The organism is Rhodococcus sp. SG20037 (assembly GCF_031763325.1).
Taxonomy (GTDB): domain Bacteria; phylum Actinomycetota; class Actinomycetes; order Mycobacteriales; family Mycobacteriaceae; genus Rhodococcus_F; species Rhodococcus_F qingshengii.
Genome location: NZ_CP134497.1, coordinates 762097 through 779181, shown reverse-complemented (window position 1 = coordinate 779181; position 17085 = coordinate 762097). Strand labels below are relative to the sequence as shown.

20 protein-coding genes are annotated in these 17085 nt (G+C 63.0%); 1 reads left to right on the top strand and 19 read right to left on the bottom strand.

Annotated elements, in window-relative coordinates; all coding sequences use genetic code 11:
* Nucleotides 1-13: 13 nt before the first annotated feature.
* The 6 genes from RHP72_RS03620 to RHP72_RS03595 form a co-directional block, all read right to left on the bottom strand.
* The gene (locus tag RHP72_RS03620) at nt 14-910 is read right to left on the bottom strand and encodes a triacylglycerol lipase (RefSeq protein ID WP_047269726.1); all 897 of its coding nucleotides are present in this window, start codon (nt 908-910) and stop codon (nt 14-16) included.
* A 150-nt stretch (nt 911-1060) separates the two neighbouring features.
* On the bottom strand, nt 1061-1399 hold the full coding sequence (locus RHP72_RS03615) for an Lsr2 family protein (protein WP_003945673.1): 339 nt from the start codon (nt 1397-1399) through the stop codon (nt 1061-1063).
* A gap of 264 nt (nt 1400-1663) precedes the next feature.
* Nucleotides 1664-1816, bottom strand: coding sequence for a hypothetical protein (locus tag RHP72_RS03610; protein WP_167548962.1), 153 nt, complete (start codon nt 1814-1816; stop codon nt 1664-1666).
* A gap of 225 nt (nt 1817-2041) precedes the next feature.
* Nucleotides 2042-3553: a lysine--tRNA ligase gene (gene lysS, locus RHP72_RS03605; protein ID WP_003945834.1), complete on the bottom strand. Its 1512-nt coding sequence runs from the start codon at nt 3551-3553 to the stop codon at nt 2042-2044.
* Nucleotides 3554-3564: 11 nt separating this feature from the next.
* A complete protein-coding gene (locus tag RHP72_RS03600; RefSeq protein WP_311094335.1) occupies nt 3565-4068 on the bottom strand; it encodes an anthrone oxygenase family protein in 504 nt (167 codons plus the stop codon).
* Entirely contained in the window at nt 4065-4898 is an 834-nt protein-coding gene (locus RHP72_RS03595; protein WP_311094334.1) for an NAD(P)H-binding protein, read from the bottom strand. The genes RHP72_RS03600 and RHP72_RS03595 overlap by 4 nt, the downstream gene beginning before the upstream one ends.
* Nucleotides 4899-4978: 80 nt before the next feature.
* On the opposite strand from RHP72_RS03595, the gene RHP72_RS03590 reads away from it, so the two are divergent.
* Entirely contained in the window at nt 4979-5938 is a 960-nt protein-coding gene (locus RHP72_RS03590; protein WP_311094332.1) for an AraC family transcriptional regulator, read from the top strand.
* 21 nt (nt 5939-5959) lie between these two features.
* On the opposite strand, the gene RHP72_RS03585 is transcribed toward RHP72_RS03590, so the two are convergent.
* From RHP72_RS03585 to ftsH, 13 genes are all read right to left on the bottom strand, one after another.
* A complete protein-coding gene (locus RHP72_RS03585) occupies nt 5960-6382 on the bottom strand; it encodes a rhodanese-like domain-containing protein (protein ID WP_003945445.1) in 423 nt (140 codons plus the stop codon).
* A complete protein-coding gene (locus RHP72_RS03580) occupies nt 6379-6897 on the bottom strand; it encodes a cysteine dioxygenase family protein (RefSeq protein WP_311094331.1) in 519 nt (172 codons plus the stop codon). The genes RHP72_RS03585 and RHP72_RS03580 overlap by 4 nt, the downstream gene beginning before the upstream one ends.
* Before the next feature lie 261 nt (nt 6898-7158).
* Nucleotides 7159-7974: a type III pantothenate kinase gene (locus tag RHP72_RS03575; RefSeq protein ID WP_007726991.1), complete on the bottom strand. Its 816-nt coding sequence runs from the start codon at nt 7972-7974 to the stop codon at nt 7159-7161.
* 3 nt (nt 7975-7977) lie between these two features.
* Nucleotides 7978-8424 carry an aspartate 1-decarboxylase gene (panD, locus tag RHP72_RS03570; protein ID WP_003945761.1) on the bottom strand — a complete coding sequence of 149 codons (447 nt, stop codon included), beginning with the start codon at nt 8422-8424 and terminating at the stop codon, nt 7978-7980.
* Between the two features lie 27 nt (nt 8425-8451).
* Entirely contained in the window at nt 8452-9384 is a 933-nt protein-coding gene (panC, locus tag RHP72_RS03565) for a pantoate--beta-alanine ligase (RefSeq protein ID WP_003945953.1), read from the bottom strand.
* Nucleotides 9377-10318, bottom strand: a complete 942-nt coding sequence (locus RHP72_RS03560; RefSeq protein ID WP_003945822.1) for a Rossmann-like and DUF2520 domain-containing protein — start codon at nt 10316-10318, stop codon at nt 9377-9379. The genes panC and RHP72_RS03560 overlap by 8 nt, the downstream gene beginning before the upstream one ends.
* Before the next feature lie 110 nt (nt 10319-10428).
* Complete coding sequence (locus tag RHP72_RS03555; RefSeq protein ID WP_197486205.1) at nt 10429-11550, bottom strand: DUF6779 domain-containing protein; 1122 nt, start codon at nt 11548-11550, stop codon at nt 10429-10431.
* 68 nt (nt 11551-11618) lie between these two features.
* Nucleotides 11619-12086, bottom strand: a complete 468-nt coding sequence (locus RHP72_RS03550) for a DUF3180 domain-containing protein (RefSeq protein WP_153213529.1) — start codon at nt 12084-12086, stop codon at nt 11619-11621.
* Between the two features lie 17 nt (nt 12087-12103).
* Entirely contained in the window at nt 12104-12607 is a 504-nt protein-coding gene (gene folK, locus RHP72_RS03545; protein ID WP_064075118.1) for a 2-amino-4-hydroxy-6-hydroxymethyldihydropteridine diphosphokinase, read from the bottom strand.
* Nucleotides 12604-12969 (bottom strand): dihydroneopterin aldolase, encoded by a 366-nt coding sequence (gene folB, locus RHP72_RS03540; protein WP_003945780.1) that lies wholly within the window; start codon nt 12967-12969, stop codon nt 12604-12606. Before folB ends, folK begins: the two co-directional genes overlap by 4 nt.
* 1 nt (nt 12970) lies before the next feature.
* Complete coding sequence (gene folP / locus RHP72_RS03535; protein ID WP_311094839.1) at nt 12971-13831, bottom strand: dihydropteroate synthase; 861 nt, start codon at nt 13829-13831, stop codon at nt 12971-12973.
* A 5-nt stretch (nt 13832-13836) separates the two neighbouring features.
* The gene (gene folE / locus RHP72_RS03530; protein WP_019746783.1) at nt 13837-14454 is read right to left on the bottom strand and encodes a GTP cyclohydrolase I FolE; all 618 of its coding nucleotides are present in this window, start codon (nt 14452-14454) and stop codon (nt 13837-13839) included.
* 59 nt (nt 14455-14513) lie between these two features.
* A complete protein-coding gene (gene ftsH, locus RHP72_RS03525) occupies nt 14514-17078 on the bottom strand; it encodes an ATP-dependent zinc metalloprotease FtsH (RefSeq protein WP_064075117.1) in 2565 nt (854 codons plus the stop codon).
* Nucleotides 17079-17085 lie beyond the last annotated feature (7 nt).

Genomic DNA, 17085 nt, shown 5'->3' with positions numbered 1-17085 from the left:
CTCCGCATAGTGATCAACCCACGACGGGCAATACCGAGTTGCACGGTACCGGCCGCTGATGCGCGGGGTCGAGTGCATTGAGAGCAAAAGTCGCGGCGCGCAGCGATGCCGCGATGGCGAGGTGATCGGAGATGTCTTGCTCACAACCGTCCTGGACGACGATGTTGGTGGCGTTCGGCCCAGGCTCCAGCCCATTTGTATACGGCAGCACCAGTTCGTCGTAGCGGGTCGTGATGTTCGTATAGTGAACACCCGGCGCGTAAACGCCTCCCGCACGGAGATTTTCGATGAACTCCGAGCCTGCCCCCATGTTCAGACATGCCTTGCAGATCGGGAATCCGGCCTGCGCTGCCTCGGATACCCCGAGTTCGCGAAGGCTGCGGCCGACACTTGCCTGCTCGTTTCCGAGCGTTCCCTTCCACAGCGACGCCACCGAGACGATGTTGTCCACTTTGTCGGCACCACCGAGGAACTTCGCGTAGTACCCGTTGATGATGGTGCCCTGGGAATGTCCGATCAGATCTACCGATGTAGCACCCGTGGCATCAAGTACTTGATCGACAAAATTCGATAATTGCGCTGCACTGGAAGGAATTTCCTGCATTCCACCGATGGCCGACAACGGCCACGGCTGCTCGGGGAAGTTGCCGTATGTCAGCGCGAAGACGCAGTAGCCCTCGTTGGCGAGCAACGGCGCATAGGTGGCCCAGTTGGTCTGCCTGTTTCCACCCGTTCCGTGAACGAGCACAACCGGATTGGGATGTTCGGCAGTCGGTTTACACGAAAAGTCATTGGATCCAGGAGCTGAACCGCCAGGATTTCCCAACTCCTGAGGAACACCGGCAAGGAAGGCATTGGGCACGGGCAACGGGGCCTGAGCCGAAGCCACGGAGGTGAACCCGACGAGCATCAGAGCGGCAAGAACCACGCCCCCGAACAACCTGTTTCTGTGCACGACCGACTCCTCTACGAGAGATGCGAACCGTGCAGACGCTAACAAACTAGAACGCGTTATCAATCCGTTTCGGCAAAATGCGCCCGAATCCATTCGCGATCCATTTCAGACGGCCTTTTCGTAGGCTCGGCGCACCTCGGTGGAAATACGACCGCGGGCCGAAATCTCGAAGCCTGCACCCTTGGCCCATTCGCGGATGGCGGCACTCTGATCGCGGTCCGCAACGGGACGGGATTTGGTCACCGCTCCGTTGACTGATTTGGCGGAATTCGACTTTCTCGCATGAGGAATCCACTTTTTCAGTGCATCGCGCAGTTCCGCGGCGTGGGCGGCGGTGAGATCGATTTCGTATGCAACTCCGTCGACGGAAAACTCCACAGTTTCGTCGGCGGGCGATTTTTTGTCCAGATCGTCAACCATCGTGACAACAACCTTTTTCACCACGACCATTCCTCCCCAGATCCTTCGATAAGCAGCGACAATAGCACCTGGACAAACGTCCTGTCTCGGCTCGTCAGGATGATTGGGACTTCTCGCCGCCGGGTATGCCGGTCGACTTGTCTTGCGACAAGCACAGTGCCGATACACTCCTCGCGACGCATCGGGGGATGCATCCAGACGGGGGAATCATGACAGACGACGGCTCGAGAAAAGACCTCTACCGAGCGCAATCTTCGCCTCCAAGAACGGCACTCTCGCCATCACCGCTTACAGCGGACCCACGAATTTCACCATCTCCGGACGCCCTGCGATCCGGTACACCGCAACCGTCACAAATATCCCGGCGGACAACGAATGCGATCCGCCCTCAGCACAATTCGATGTCGTCACCACACCCGGATACTCCACAGCCGAGGTCATGGTCTTCCTTGTCCAGTCGGATCAGGGACTACCTGACGCACTCAACCAGGGCACGATCGACCAAATCATCGCAACAATTCGAGAGTCCGAAACTCGGGCGACCGCGCATGGATGAATCCTTTGCCGCAGGCGAATGTCGTTGGGAACTATCGAATACCTTGGGAGCGCCCCAACTGAAAAAGGTTCGGCCGCAACATGTGCGGCCGAACCTTGATCGAAGTAAAGCTAGCGAGCGGACGGACGAACGATCGGGAAGAGGATCGTCTCGCGAATACCGAGACCAGTCAAAGCCATCAGCAGTCGATCGATTCCCATGCCGGTGCCGGTGGTCGGCGGCATGCCCTGTTCCATCGCGGCGAGGAACTCCTCGTCCAGCACCATCGCTTCGTCGTCGCCTGCCGACGCGAGGCGCGCCTGGTCGACAAAGCGCTCACGCTGGATGACCGGGTCGACCAGTTCGGAGTAGCCGGTCGCCAATTCGAATCCGCGGATGTAGAGGTCCCACTTCTCGGTGACACCCTTCTTGCTGCGGTGATCACGGGTCAGGGGCGACGTCTCGACCGGGAAGTCACGGACGAACGTCGGCACGTACAGCTGATCGCCGCACTGGTGTTCCCACAACTCCTCGACGAGCTTGCCGTGGCCGTAACCCTTGTCCTTGGGAACCTCGAGGCCGACCTTCTCCGCCAGAGCGAGAAGCTCGTCGACCGTCGTATCCGGCGTGACCTCGGTGCCGATGGCAGCCGACAGCGACGGGTACATCTCGAGAACCTGCCACTCGCCACTGACGTCGTACTCGGAACCGTCGGCGAGGGTGAGGACCTGCGTGCCGAATGCTTCCTGCGCAACTTCCTGGACGAGTTCACGAATCATCTTCGCGGAATCGTCGTACGTGCCGTAGGCCTCGTACGTCTCGAGCATCGCGAACTCGGGCGAGTGAGTGGAGTCGACGCCCTCGTTGCGGAAGTTGCGGTTGATCTCGAAGACCTTCTCGATACCGCCGACGACGCAACGCTTGAGGAACAGTTCCGGCGCGATACGCAGGTACAGGTCGATGTCGAGGGCGTTCGAGTGCGTGACGAACGGGCGAGCTGCCGCGCCGCCGTGCAGCGTCTGCAGCATCGGCGTCTCGACCTCGAGGAAGCCGCGGCTCTCGAGTGCATTGCGCAGCGCACGGACAACTGCGACGCGCTTGCGGGCGTTGTCCCGAGCCTCGGGGCGAACGATCAGATCCGCGTAGCGCTGACGCACCCGGGACTCTTCGCTCATTTCCTTGTGAGCAACCGGCAGGGGGCGCAGCGACTTGGACGCGATCTGCCACGCGTCGGCCATCACGCTGAGCTCGCCGCGACGGGAGCTGATGACCTCACCGTGGATGAAGACGAAGTCGCCGAGGTCGACGTCGGACTTCCAGGCAGCCAGTGCCTCTTCGCCGACGCCGGCGAGGCTGATCATGGCCTGCAGCTGGGTACCGTCGCCTTCCTGCAGAGTCGCGAAGCACAGCTTGCCGGTGTTGCGCATGAAGATGACGCGGCCGACGACGCCGACCAGCACGCCAGTCGCCGTGTCCGGCTCGAGTTCCGGGTACTCCGCGCGGATCTGCGCGAGCGTGTGGGTGCGATCGACCGAAACCGGGTACGCCTCCTGCCCCTGCGCGAGGATCCGTTCACGCTTCTCGCGCCGGATACGGAGCTGCTCGGGGGTGTCGTCGACTGGCTGGGCTTCTACATCACTCACGGGGTACAAGACTACTGGGCCGTGTCCACCGCGTTTGTTGCTGGTAGCACCGCGGCCACCGCGAGCACGATTCCCGACAGCAGGTACAGCCCGACCCGAACGTGATTCCACATAGTCCAACCCGCCTCGTACGACGCCCATGCGGCTGCGTCGGTAGCGCTGACCGAGGCAAACGCGTCGTTGCGAGGGACGTGGTAGATCGCGGTCACCGCGAAGGACGCGAGCACCCCGACGCAACCGACGACAGCAAGGACCCAGCCGTCCGGTCTGGAGATCGCTGCCCAGATTCCAGCGGCGATCGCGGTGAGCGCCGATCCGACCAGCGGCAGCATCAACGCACTACGCGGCGCTTCGACGTTGATCGCCTGCATCGACGTGATCGCGGTATGTGCATCGACCGACCGCAGAGCGGGCATCACGAAGGACGAGAAGGCAAACAACGCACCACCGGCGACGAGCGCGCCGAGCGCAGTCACCCCGAGCAGCAGCTCCAAGAAAATCTCGGATCTCTTCACGACCAGACCCCCGTTCGGGCAGCCTTGGCGGCAAAAGTGGTGAAATCTCGAGCGGGTCGTTCCAGGACCTCTTCGACGACACCGGTCACACTTTGATTTCGTCCGTCGAGAACCTCGGCAAACAGGTACCTGAGTAACTCCACGACGTCACTCGGGACGCCGACCTCCGCCATGCCGTCGGAAAACTGTTTGAGTCCAATTCTTTCGAATGTCACGAGACGACCCGACGCCGTCGAAATCGCATCCACCGCCGCCGCGAAGGTGAGCAACTCCGGACCTGTCACCTCGAGAACTCGGCCGAGGAGGTCGGTTCGAGTCAATGCGGCCACCGCCACGTCGGCGAGATCGTCGACGTCGATGAACGGCTCCCCCACCTCACCGACCGGAAGTGCCAGGTGGCCTTCCCGAATCGGATCGAGTAGGTACCCCTCACTGAAGTTCTGGGCAAACCAACTGGCCCGCACCACAGCCCATTCCAGACCGCTGTCGGCGAGAACCTGCTCGGCTTTCTGCGCCGCCGGTTCACCGCGCCCGGACAGGAGCACCATGCGACGAACCCCTTCGCGGTACGCAAGCTCCGCGAACTCCTCGATGTGGGTGCTCGATTCCGGAACAGCCAGATCTGGCGCATACGTCACATATGCCACGTCGACGCCGGACACTGCTGGCTGCCACGTCGCCTGATCGTTCCAGTCGAAACGCGTCCCGGATGTTCTCGACGCGATTCGGGTACGGATTCCCACCGCCGTCAGCCTCTGCGCAACGCGCGCACCGGTCTTACCGGTACCACCGATCACTACTGCCGATTGAATGTCGCTTGTTGTCGTCATGCACTCATTCGACCGCGGAGCGTCAATACGATCCATAGCCGAAGGTCGCAGAAACATACGCCAGCGTCTACGGTCGAAGCATGGATGCATTGTCGATGATGCTGGCGGGATCGCGGGCGGAGGGCGCTTTTCTACTGCGCTCGCTGCTCGATCCACCGTGGTCACTACGTATCGAGGACCACGCACCGATCACCGTGCTGGTTCTGGTTCGAGGCATCGCGGTCGTCGTCTCCGATACCGGCCAGACAGAAGAACTCGAGGCCGGCGACGTTGCACTGTTGCGCGGCCCCGATCCGTATACGGTCGCCGATCACCCGGACACACCAGTCCACGTACTGATCGACGAAGCACAGAATTGCGCTGCGGTCGACGGCACACCGCTCGAGGACATGTCGGTTCTCGGCGTTCGCACCTGGGGCAACTCGACCAGTGGTCAGACCGTCATGCTCACGGGCACATACCGTTTGGACTCCTATGTCAGCCGTCAGATCCTCGACAGCCTGACACCCGTCGCGGTAGTGCGACGCAGCATCGAAACCGCGCCGATGACAAACCTTCTGGAACAACAGATCGCCGCCGACGGGCCCGGACAGGAAGTGTTGTTGGACAGGCTCCTGGACCTTGTCCTGATATCGGCGGCCCGGACCTGGTTCGCCGAGAACCCGAATCGATCACCGCGTTGGATCAAGGCCTACGAGGATCCCGTCATCGGGCATGCCTTGCGGCTCATACACAATCGGCCGGAACACCCCTGGACGGTCGCGAGCCTGGCCCAGGAGTCCGGCAGTTCACGAGCAGCCTTCGCGCGCCGGTTCACCAGCCTCATGGGGATCGGACCCGTCGGCTATCTGACCGAGTGGCGCTTGTCGGTGGCGGCGGATCTACTCGCAGACCCGGCACGAACGGTGTCGTCGATCGCGCGAGAAGTGGGCTACTCGAGCCCCTTCGCCCTCACAACCGCGTTCACCCGTCATCACGGAATGAGCCCGAAGATGTACCGCCAGACCCGCTGTGCGCCTTTATTAACCGCCCGCGGTTAATAAAGGCGCACAGCAAATACCTCAATGAGCCGAAACCGCCGCCAACTCGCGGGAGCAATGACGCACTCCGCTGAGCGCACCGAGCAGGCCGGCGGCCTTGATCGCCTGGTATCCACCCACGAGATCGGTGGCCTTGTGCAGACCCAACTGCTGCAACGACGCTGCGGCCAGGCTCGAGGTGTAACCCTCGGAGCAGACGATCACCCACTCGACGTCGTGGTCGGTGGCCAACGCGAGGTGCGCGCTGCTGGTGGGGTCGAGGCGCCATTCGAGCACGTTCCGCTCGATCGCGAGTGCACCGGGAAGAGTTCCCTCGATGGCGCGCTGCGCCTGCGGGCGAATGTCGACGAAGATCGCGCCGCGGTGGAAGGCTTCGGTGAGCTGGAAGACGTACATACGATCGATCTGTGCGCGAGCGTCGTCGAGCATTTGGTCGATGGTCATTTGGTGCCCCCCTCGGGCAGGTCGGTCAGCTCGGTACGGGTGCGGCGAAGTGTCCGGTGATCCGTCACTTCGTAGAAGGACATTGCCGTCAGCGGCGGCGAGTAGGCGTGAACACTCAGAGTCGTTGCATCAGAGCTGATTTCGATCGGAGCACCGGGAGCATCCGTCGAACGCACGACATCGTGAACCCATCCGAGCGGGAACGAAGCCTGATCGCCGGCGTCGAGCTGGCGTTCCACCAGGGAGTCACCGGCCCAACGGAATTCGGTGAGCGAACCACTGAGGACGGTCAAGGCACCGAACGAGCCTGCGTGGTCGTGCAATTCGGTGTTGCGTTCGGGCACCCAACTGATGAGCCACACATCGACGTCGTCGTCCGCGTGCAAGCGGGTGGACCAACGGTCGAGCGTCGGGAAGGTGTCGGGGATGAGGTGATCGAAACGGCCGTCGAGCACGCCGTTTGCTCCCTCGTCGGTCAGACGCAGCAGATCGGCCGGGCGAAGGCGGGTAGGCAACGACGCACCACTCGGACGGCGTCCGGACGCCCCACGATTAGCGCTACGACCTGCGGAAACAGCACGATCAGCAGCGAGAGTCGGGGTCAAAACAGAGAGATCTGCAGAATATGTGGATAGCACGAGCTAGCTCCAAGGAATGTGAATTGGTCAAGGCAGCGGTCAGCCTCGACAACACTCCTGAGCACCCATGCAGCGATTCACGAGCACCATTGTGGCATAACTTTTGCAATCGCGAAACCGCTGGAACGAAACCATCGATCAGGCGACGGGTCGTCGACCGGATCCACGACGCGCCTGATTGCGCTCGAAGACCAACCTCAGCCCCTCGAGAGTGAGGTCCCGTTCGAGGTGATCGATGGTGTCGGACTCGGGAATGATCAGCGGTGCGCTGTCCCCGGTCGCGATCACGGAGACGTCGTCACCACCGAACTCCGGTAGTTCGTCGCGGACGCGGTTGACCAATCCGTCGACGAGGCCCGCAAAGCCGAATACCGCACCGGACTGCATGCATTCGACGGTATTCTTGCCGACCACCGAACGCGGGCGCACCAATTCGACCTTGCGCAGCGCAGCGGACTGCGACGCCAAGGCATCGGTCGAGATCTCGAGTCCGGGCGCGATGCAGCCGCCCAGAAACTCACCCTTGGCGGAAACGACGTCGACACAGGTCGACGTACCGAAGTCCACGACAATGCATGGCCCCTCGTAAAGATGGTGAGCGGCAAGGCTGTTGACGATCCGGTCGGCTCCCACCTCTTTGGGGTTGTCCACCAGCAGTGGCACACCGGTGCGAATACCCGGTTCGACCACCACATGGGGAACGTGACCCCAGTACCGCTCGAGCATCACACGGATTTCACGCAAGACGGACGGCACTGTCGACAGCGCCGCAACGCCGGTGATCTGATCGACATGAGAACCCAACAGCCCACGGAAGGTCAACGCCAACTCGTCGGCAGTCATCCGAGGATCGGTTCGCATTCGCCAGTCCTGCAACAGCTTCGAATACTCACCAGTCCCGGAGAACAGACCGAGAACGATGTTGGTGTTCCGGACGTCGACCGTGAGCAGCATGGATTACACCAGGCTGGATTCGCGCGAGGCCTCGAGCGTCGACAGCATGCGTGGGGTGATCAGACCCGAACCCTCCGGCGCGTGAGCCGGGTCGGAACCGAGTTCGATCTGCTTGTTGTCGGCATCGACGAAGACGACGCGCGGGGAGTACTCCTTGACTTCCTGCTCGTTCATCACGCCGTAGGCGATGAGGATGACCAGGTCGCCTGGCTTTACCAGATGCGCTGCCGCACCATTGATTCCGATGACACCGGTTCCGCGCTCGCCGGCAATGACGTACGTCTCGAGACGCGCACCGTTGTCGATGTCGACGATGCACACCTGTTCGCCTTCGAGGAGGTCTGCGGCGTCCATCAGATCCTGGTCGACGGTGACGGAGCCGACGTAATGCAGGTCGGCGTGAGTCACGGTGGCGCGGTGGATCTTCGACTTCATCATCGTGCGAAACATATCCAGGTCCTTACTCGTGAAAAGTGCTCAGTGAGACAGCAGGTCGTCGATGGCGTCGGCGGATGGGTCGGTGTCACGCTCGAGGAAGCCGGTTCCCACCGCGACACCGACATTGTCGATCAAACGGGTGGTTCCGAGCTTGGCGGCCACCAACAGTCGACCGTCACCTCGCTCGGGCGCGGGGCCCAGATCGACGCCCCGAACCTCGAGGTAGTCGACCTCGATTTCCGGAACAGCTGCCAGAACAGCGCGTGCGGTTTCCAGGATTGCTTCCGCTCCCCCAGCCGCCGCGTGTGCACCGGCGATCAGAGCGGCGGACAGCGCGACCGCTGCCGCGCGCTGGTTCTCGTCGAGGTAGCGATTGCGAGAGGACAACGCGAGACCGTCGAACTCGCGAACCGTCGGAACTCCGATGATCTGTACATCGAAGTTGAGATCCCACACCATCTGACGGATGAGCGTCAGCTGCTGGTAGTCCTTCTCACCGAAGTACGCGTGATTGGGTGCCGCGATCTGCAGCAACTTCGCCACTACCGTCAGCATTCCCGCGAAGTGAGTGGGGCGCGCTCCGCCTTCGAGTTCGCTACCCAACGGGCCCGGCACGATGGTGGTGCGCTGGCCCCGCGGGTACATCGTCTTGGCGCTCGGCGCGAACACCAATTCGACGCCCTCGGCGCGCAACAGGTCGAGATCCGCATCGAGAGTGCGCGGGTACGCGTCCAGATCTTCGCCGGCACCGAACTGGAGCGGGTTCACGAAGATGGAAACGATCACGACGGCGCCGGTGACCTTGGCCTGACGAACCAGTTCGATGTGGCCGGCATGCAGCGCACCCATCGTCGGAACGAGCGCCACCTGACGCCCGACACCTCGCAGCGCCCGCGAGACGCGCCGAAGCTTGTCCGGATCGTGGTGCACCGTCAGTTCGCCGCGCTTGTATCCGCCCTGCAGATCACTCACGACGGTCACCTCCCGTTTCAGTCAAGATGTCGAACAATTCGGTGGGGGCGCCCACCCGCTGGGCCGATCGCAAGGACATCGCCCGATAGCCGGCAGCGAGCTCCGGATCCAGGTCTGTCAGTACGCGCAAATGTGTGTCGACGGCAGCAGCGTCGCCGCGTGCCACCGGGCCGGTCAACGCCGAGGGACCGCGTCGTAGCGCGTTGTCCAAGGCTGCCGACAGCAGCGGCTGCAGGACACGCTCGGCCACTCCACCCGGATCTCCGTCGACCAACTGTTGACCGAGCAGCTCGTCACCTTGCAACGACGCTCGCAGGGCCTCGACGGCGTCGACCACGAGCGTGACCAGGTGATTACTGCCGTGAGCCAGTGCGGCGTGGTAGAGCGCGCGGTTCTCCTCGCGCACTCGGACGGGCTCGCCGCCGATCTCGAGGACCAGTGACTGCGCGATTGCGTAACCGATGTCGTCGGCAGCGGTGATTCCGAAGCATGCCGACGACAGCCGTGCGGTGTCCTCGTCGTGACCGGTGAACGTCATCGCCGGATGGATAGCCAGGGGTAGTGCGCCCAGTTCGGTGAGTGGAGTCAGGATCGCGATCCCGTTGGCACCGGACGTATGGGCGACGAGCGTGCCCGGCTTGACGGCATGGGTGGCCGCCAGACCTCGAACAAGGTCCGCAAGTTGATCGTCAGGAACGGCGAGAATCAGCAACTCGGAACGAGCTGCGACGTCGGCGGCCGGAAGAATTTCGGTATCGGGAAGCCGCTTCACAGCGCGGGCAACCGAGGCGCTGGAGACGGCGGAGCAAGCGCTGACAACATGACCGGCTCGCTCCAATGCGGCACCGACAGCTGTTCCGACCCTGCCTGCGGAGACAATTCCTACCGTCAATCGCGCAGGTGCAGGTCCATTAGTGATCCCGAAGGAAGTCACCGGATTCCTCTCGTTCGTTCCAGTCCCGCTCGGCGGGTACCAGACGTTCTGCGTCCGAGGATATCCTTCGCCCGAACCGTCATGCCATGGCCGGGCGAGTGATCTGCGACTCAGTCCTCTCGGCGACGGCGTCGGCCGGAGCCTTCGGACGGGTTGTTCGAACTCAGGTTTGCCATGATTTCGGCGACGGTCAATCCGTTGGAATGAGCACCACTGGCGGCATCTTCCGGAGCGGCACGGCGACGACGTCGCGGCTCCGCGTCAGGCTCCGCAGCGGATTCGGGTTCAGCTTCCGCGACAGCTTCGGGAACAACCGCGCGAACAACCTCGGGCACCTCTTCGACGACAGCGTCTTCGATGACGGCATCTTCGATGTTCGGGGCCTGGGCGGGAGCCTTGACTTCAGGCTCGACCGGCGCGACCGGCTCCGAATCCTTCTTCACCGGAACGTCTTTCACCGTTCGTGTCGGCGAGGAACTCACCGGAGAACTCGGTACTTGGTTCCCGCTCTGGGGCTTCTGCGTCTCTTGTGGCTTCTGCGTCTCTCGAGACTTCTGGGTCGGGATGACGCGCGGCGCCACGAAGCTGCTGTCACGCCACGACGTCTCCGCGAACACGACGGTTGTCTCAGCAGTCACCGGATCGTCGTTGGGCGAAGCCAAGCCGCCGACGTTCGGTGCCGGTTGGCTGGGCCCGCTCTGGCCGGCGCCGGGAACGTACAACCCCGACGGTGCCGGCTGGTACGCGCCGTACGAACTACCGCCAAGTTCCGGCACTCGCGTCGAATCGGTCTTGAGCGCGGTCTGTTCGGGCAGCAGCCCACCTTCGAACAGTGCTTCGAGGTTTCGGCGCAGCGCTACCAATTCGGCGCGCAACCCGGCCAGCTCCTCCGCGTCCGCGGTCACCTCACGTCGCACGCGACCTTCGACGCTCAGTTCGTACTCGCGTCGAGCAGAAATTTCACGTTCGAGCTGCAGTTCGTACACGGTCTGCAGATCAGCAACCTTGGCTTTGTCCAGTGCCGACTCACGCCGATACTTGGTCATGGCGATAGCGCCGAGGGTGGCTGCCCACAGAGCGACGACCAGACCCACCCGAAGAAGCTGAACGCTGTTGCTGAAAATCAGAAACAGCGAAGCAATGACAGCAAGTGCCAGAAGAGCAGCAATGATCATCTGGCTCGCGCTGCGCTTGCTTCGGCGCGCAGACTTCGATCGACCAGAATTTGTCATGGTTGCCAGGGTACTTGCCGAGACCGGGGTCGCCACGTACCTCGGTGGGTGATTTGCCGACCAGGCTGTCAGTGCGCAGGCTCGTCAGGTGTATCTTCCGGCGTCTTGCAACAATGTTCGAGCCACAGAGCTGCCGCTACCAGCGCAATTGCGGCGCCCAACCCCACCCACGCGCCCGGCGTGTCGGAGGCTGCAGCCTGCAGAACCGAGCGCTGTGGGATGAGATACACCAGCACTCCGACCCAGACACCGACGGTAGCTGAACCGACCAAAGCGGATGCTTTGGCCAATGCCAGCGCTCGGGCGGCGGTGATCGGATGAAGCTGTCTGAGCCCGTCGCCGACCTGCCGGTTTTTGACGCGTGAACGAATGACAAAAGCGAAGACGGCCTCGGCAACGGCCACGAAGTACAGCGACGCTCCCGCATAAACAGGGATGGGCGGCATCGAACCGTAGAACACGCGAATCAGAATCCAGGTGGCCACGGCCGCCACTGCGGCGAGTACCGCGAGTTCACTGATCCGGGTCGGCTTCAAACCCTTGTCGTTTTCTGTCACCGCGCAAGCACCACATCGGTAGTGCGGACACCTTCGCGCTCAGTGCGATCGAGGCCGTCGAGAATTTGTGCCACCGGCAACTCCTGGCCGTCGACGATCAGCGTCGCGTCAGGCTCGACGTCCAGCCAGGGAACGAGAACGAATGCCCGAAGATGCGCGCGCGGATGCGGAAGTGTGAGCACGGGATCGGAACTGACGACGCCTTCGCAGTCGACTACGTCCACGTCCAGGCTCCGTGGCCCCCACCGCTGTTCGCGCACCCGGTCTGCGGCTTCCTCGAGAGCTTGCGAGCGGCGAAGCCATTCAGCGGCATCGGCTTCGGGATCGTCGACCACCACCACCGCGTTGTAGAAATCCTGCTGCTCGACGCCACCCCACGGCGCGGTCGAGTAGACCGGTGAGACAGCAACGACGGCGCTGCCCAACCCGTCGACAACGGACTGCAGGTGAGCCACGCTGTCGCCGATGTTGGAACCGATCGACAGAACAGCGCGCGTCATGCCGATCTGGTCCGATGTGCGACGACGGCGACGTCCGCAAAAACCAGCGGAATCGGTGCCGACGGTTTGTGGACAACAACCTCGACGCTCTCGACTCGCGAATCTTTCATGACGTCGTCGGCGATCTCCGCGGCGACGGTCTCGATGAGATCGCGCGACGGGCCGGCGACTATCGCTGCGGCGGCTTCCGCCAACTCGCCGTAGTGCAGGGTCTGCGTCAGGTCGTCCGACGCCGCGGCGGGAGCCAAGTCCATCCACACGGTGATGTCGATGAAGAAGTCCTGACCGTCACGCTTCTCGTGGTCGAACACTCCGTGATTGCCGCGAACCTTCAGTCCGCGCAATTCGATTCGGTCCCCCATGTCAGGCCCTTTCTCGTCCACGGTTCCAGGCGTCGACCACGGCAATGGCGTCGAGCGAAGCTTGTGCGTCGTGCACCCGAACTCCCCAGGCGCCTTCGCTAGCTGCAAGGGCGGAGACCACGGCCGTCGCAGTCTCGCGGCCACCAGGTGGACGCGGATTGCCGTCGGGATCGCTGAGCAGAGACCCGAGGAACCGCTTTCGGGAAGCGCCGACCAGTACCGGGAATCCGGTCGCGTTGAACTCGGGTAGTGCACGCAACAGTGCCCAGTTGTGGTCGGCGTTCTTAGCGAACCCGAGGCCGGGGTCGAGGATGATCGACGACGAATCGACCCCCGCCTTCAACGCCAGATCGACCTGCGACAGCAGTTCGTCACGGACATCGCGGACCACGTCGTCGTAGTGATCGGCGCTGCCACGATGGACGTAGTCACCGGCCGAGCGCCAATGCATGAGGATCCAGGGCACTCCGGCGTCGGCCACAACGGAGGCCATGTCGGGGTCTGCGCGACCACCCGATACGTCGTTGACGATGCCTGCGCCCGCTTCGATCGCGGCGGCGGCAACGGAAGCACGCATCGTGTCGACGCTGACGCGAATTCCGGCTGCCACCAGTTCTTCGATCACCGGGGCAATTCGGTCCGCCTCGAGTTTCGGATCCACGCGGGTGGCTCCGGGACGCGTCGACTCGCCGCCGACGTCGACGATGTCGACGCCGATGCGTTGCAGTTCGAGTCCGCGAGCGATCGCCGCGTCACGATCGAGAAATTGACCACCGTCGGAAAACGAATCGGCGGTGACGTTCAGAATCCCCATCACGACCATCCGGGCCGGATCGCTGCCTGCAACGGGAGCCGCGGACATCTTGCTCACTTACGCAGGATGAGGTCCAGCGCTTCGGACCGCGAGGCCGCGCTGGATTGCAGGAGCCCACGAACCGCAGACGTGGTCGTGCTGGCTCCGGGCTTGCGGATACCGCGCATCGCCATGCACAGATGCTCGGCTTCGATGACGACGATGGCTCCACGCGGGTCGAGCTTGCGCATCAAAGCATCCGCGATCTGACTGGTCAGGCGTTCTTGAACCTGCGGACGCTTGGCGTACAGGTCGACGACGCGCGCGAGCTTCGACAAACCGGTGACCTTGCCCGACTTTCCCGGGATGTAGCCAACGTGAGCAACACCGTGGAAGGACACCAGGTGGTGCTCGCACGTCGAGAACATCGGAATGTCTCGCACAAGCACCAACTCCTGGTGACCCTCGTCGAAAGTCGTGTTCAACGCGTCGTCAGGTTCGGAGTACAGACCCGCGAAGATCTCCTTGTACGAGCGCGCAACCCGGGCCGGCGTATCGAGCAGGCCTGGGCGCTCCGGATCTTCCCCGACCGCGATCAACAATTCCCGTACGGCAGCCTCTGCCCGCGCCTGATCGAACGGGCGGCCCGTTCCGAGCGACACCAGTTCACTGGCCACATCATTCACCGACAACCGAACTCTCCTCGAGAATTGTTCACAGGTCCCCCGCCGCAGAGCCTAGTGGCGCAAGGTCAGCGAGATCCGTCCGGTCCGTCCCAGCGAACGGTGCTCGGTCCCTCGTCCTCAGCCGAATGGTGCGGCGGAGGAGTTTGCGGCTGTTCCGGTGCGGGGCTCTGCCACTGGTTTTCGCCGGTCGGGTTTCCCCGGTTCGGATCGGCGAAGGGTCCACTGTCCGGGTACTGCACCGGGTAATCGGGCTGCGCGGGGTAACGGCGGCCGGGATGCGGCTGCTCCGGGTACGCCTGCTGCCCCGGGTGCGGTTGACCGTACTGCCCCTGATCGGGCTGGGGCTGACCGTGTTGGGGCTGACCGTACTGGCCCTGCGACTGGTTCGGCGGGGTCGGATTCTGTCCACCGGTGTACCCACCCGACTGCTGTCCGGGGTACGTCGGCGACGGGTTCTCACGCGGAGGCCAACCCGGTGCCGACCATCCGGCGGGCGCTCCGTAGTCGGGTGTTCCCGGTTGCGGAGTCTGCTGCGGAGCACTCGGCTGCGGGTACGAAGGCTGTGCGTAGCCGTTCGAGGGTCCCTGGTTGCCGTTGTTGGGGAGACCACCGTTGTTGGGGAGACCACCGTTGGGTGCACCGCTGTTGGGTGCACCTGCCTTGACGAGAACAGGTGCGGCAGCGGGCTCCGGCCAGGTTTCGCCGCGCTCGATCGCGAGTTCGCGAGGAGTCTTCACCGGCGGACGATCCGAAGGCGTGCGCCCACCGAAATCGTTGAAAGCCGTGATGCGCGGACGCTTTTCGACGCCGGCAAGGATCTTCTCGAGGTCCTTGCGAGTCAACGTCTCACGCTCGAGCAGTTCGGTAGCGATGAGGTCGAGCGCATCGCGGTACTCGTTGAGGATTGCCCACGCTTCGGTGTGCGCTGCCTCGATGAGGTTGCGCACCTCTTCGTCGATTTCACGGGCGATCTCGTGTGAGTAGTCGGACTGAACGCCCATCGAACGGCCGAGGAACGGATCCCCGCCCTCCTGTCCGTAGCGAACCGCGCCGAGCTTGGCACTCATGCCGTATTCGGTGACCATCGCGCGGGCGATCTTGGTCGCCATGTCGATATCGGACGACGCTCCGGTGGTGGGCTCGTGGAACACCAACTCCTCGGCGGCGCGTCCACCCATTGCCATGACGAGACGAGCGATCATCTCCGAACGCGTCATCAAACCCTTGTCGTCCTCGGGCACGGTCATCGCGTGGCCACCCGTGCGACCGCGAGCGAGGATCGTGACCTTGTAGACCGGCTCGATGTCAGGCATTGCCCAAGCAGCCAGCGTGTGACCGCCCTCGTGGTACGCCGTGATCTTCTTCTCGTGCTCGCTGATGATGCGACTCTTACGCCGCGGTCCACCGACAACACGATCCACCGATTCCTCGAGCGAGGCTTCGGTGATGACGGTTCCGTTTTCGCGTGCGGTGAGCAGCGCAGCCTCGTTGATGACGTTGGCGAGATCAGCACCCGACATTCCGACGGTCCGCTTGGCGAGACCTTCGAGGTCGGCGTTGGGATCGATCGGCTTGCCCTGCGAGTGCACGCGCAGGATCGCGCGGCGACCGGCGAGGTCGGGGGCGCCGACCGGAATCTGGCGATCGAAGCGTCCCGGACGCAGCAGTGCGGGGTCGAGGATGTCGGGGCGGTTGGTTGCGGCGATCAAGATGATGCCGGTGCGATCACCGAAGCCGTCCATCTCGACGAGCAACTGGTTGAGTGTCTGCTCGCGCTCGTCGTGTCCGCCGCCCAGGCCTGCGCCGCGCTGACGACCGACGGCGTCGATCTCGTCGACGAAGATGATGCAGGGGCTGTTCTGCTTGGCCTGCTCGAACATGTCGCGAACACGCGAAGCACCGACACCGACGAACATCTCGACGAAGTCAGAACCGGAGATGGTGAAGAACGGGACGCCGGCTTCGCCTGCGACAGCGCGAGCGAGCAGCGTCTTACCGGTTCCGGGAGGGCCGTACAGCAGCACACCGCGCGGAATCTTGGCGCCGAGCGCCTGGTAGCGAGCCGGGTTCTGCAGGAAGTCCTTGATCTCGTACAGCTCTTCGACAGCCTCGTCCGCACCGGCGACGTCGGCGAACGTGGTTTTCGGCATGTCCTTGGTGAGCTGCTTGGCCTTCGACTTACCGAATCCCATGACTCCGCCGCGACCACCGCCGCCCTGCATCCGGTTCATGACGAAGAAGAAGATGCCGAACAGAATGATCATCGGCAGCACGAACAGAAGGATCGACGTCAGCCAGCTCTCCTGAGTGACCGTCGTGTTGAACTTGTCCGCACCGGCGCCTTCGACCTTGTCGAAGATCTGCTCCGACGCACTCGCGGGGTACTTCGCCAGGATCTGCGTCTTACCGTCGGTGGCGTCGTTGCCGTTCTTGAGCCACAGACGAACCTGCTGCTCACGGTCGTCGATCTGCGCCGACTCAACGTTCTTGGCGTCGAGTTGGGAGATCGCGACCGAGGTGTCGACGGTCTTGAAGTCGCGGGTGTCGTTGCTGAAGTAGCTGAAGGCATAGATCACCAACAGCACGACGGCTACGAGTAGCACGTTACGGAACACAGTCTTACGGTTCATACAGGTC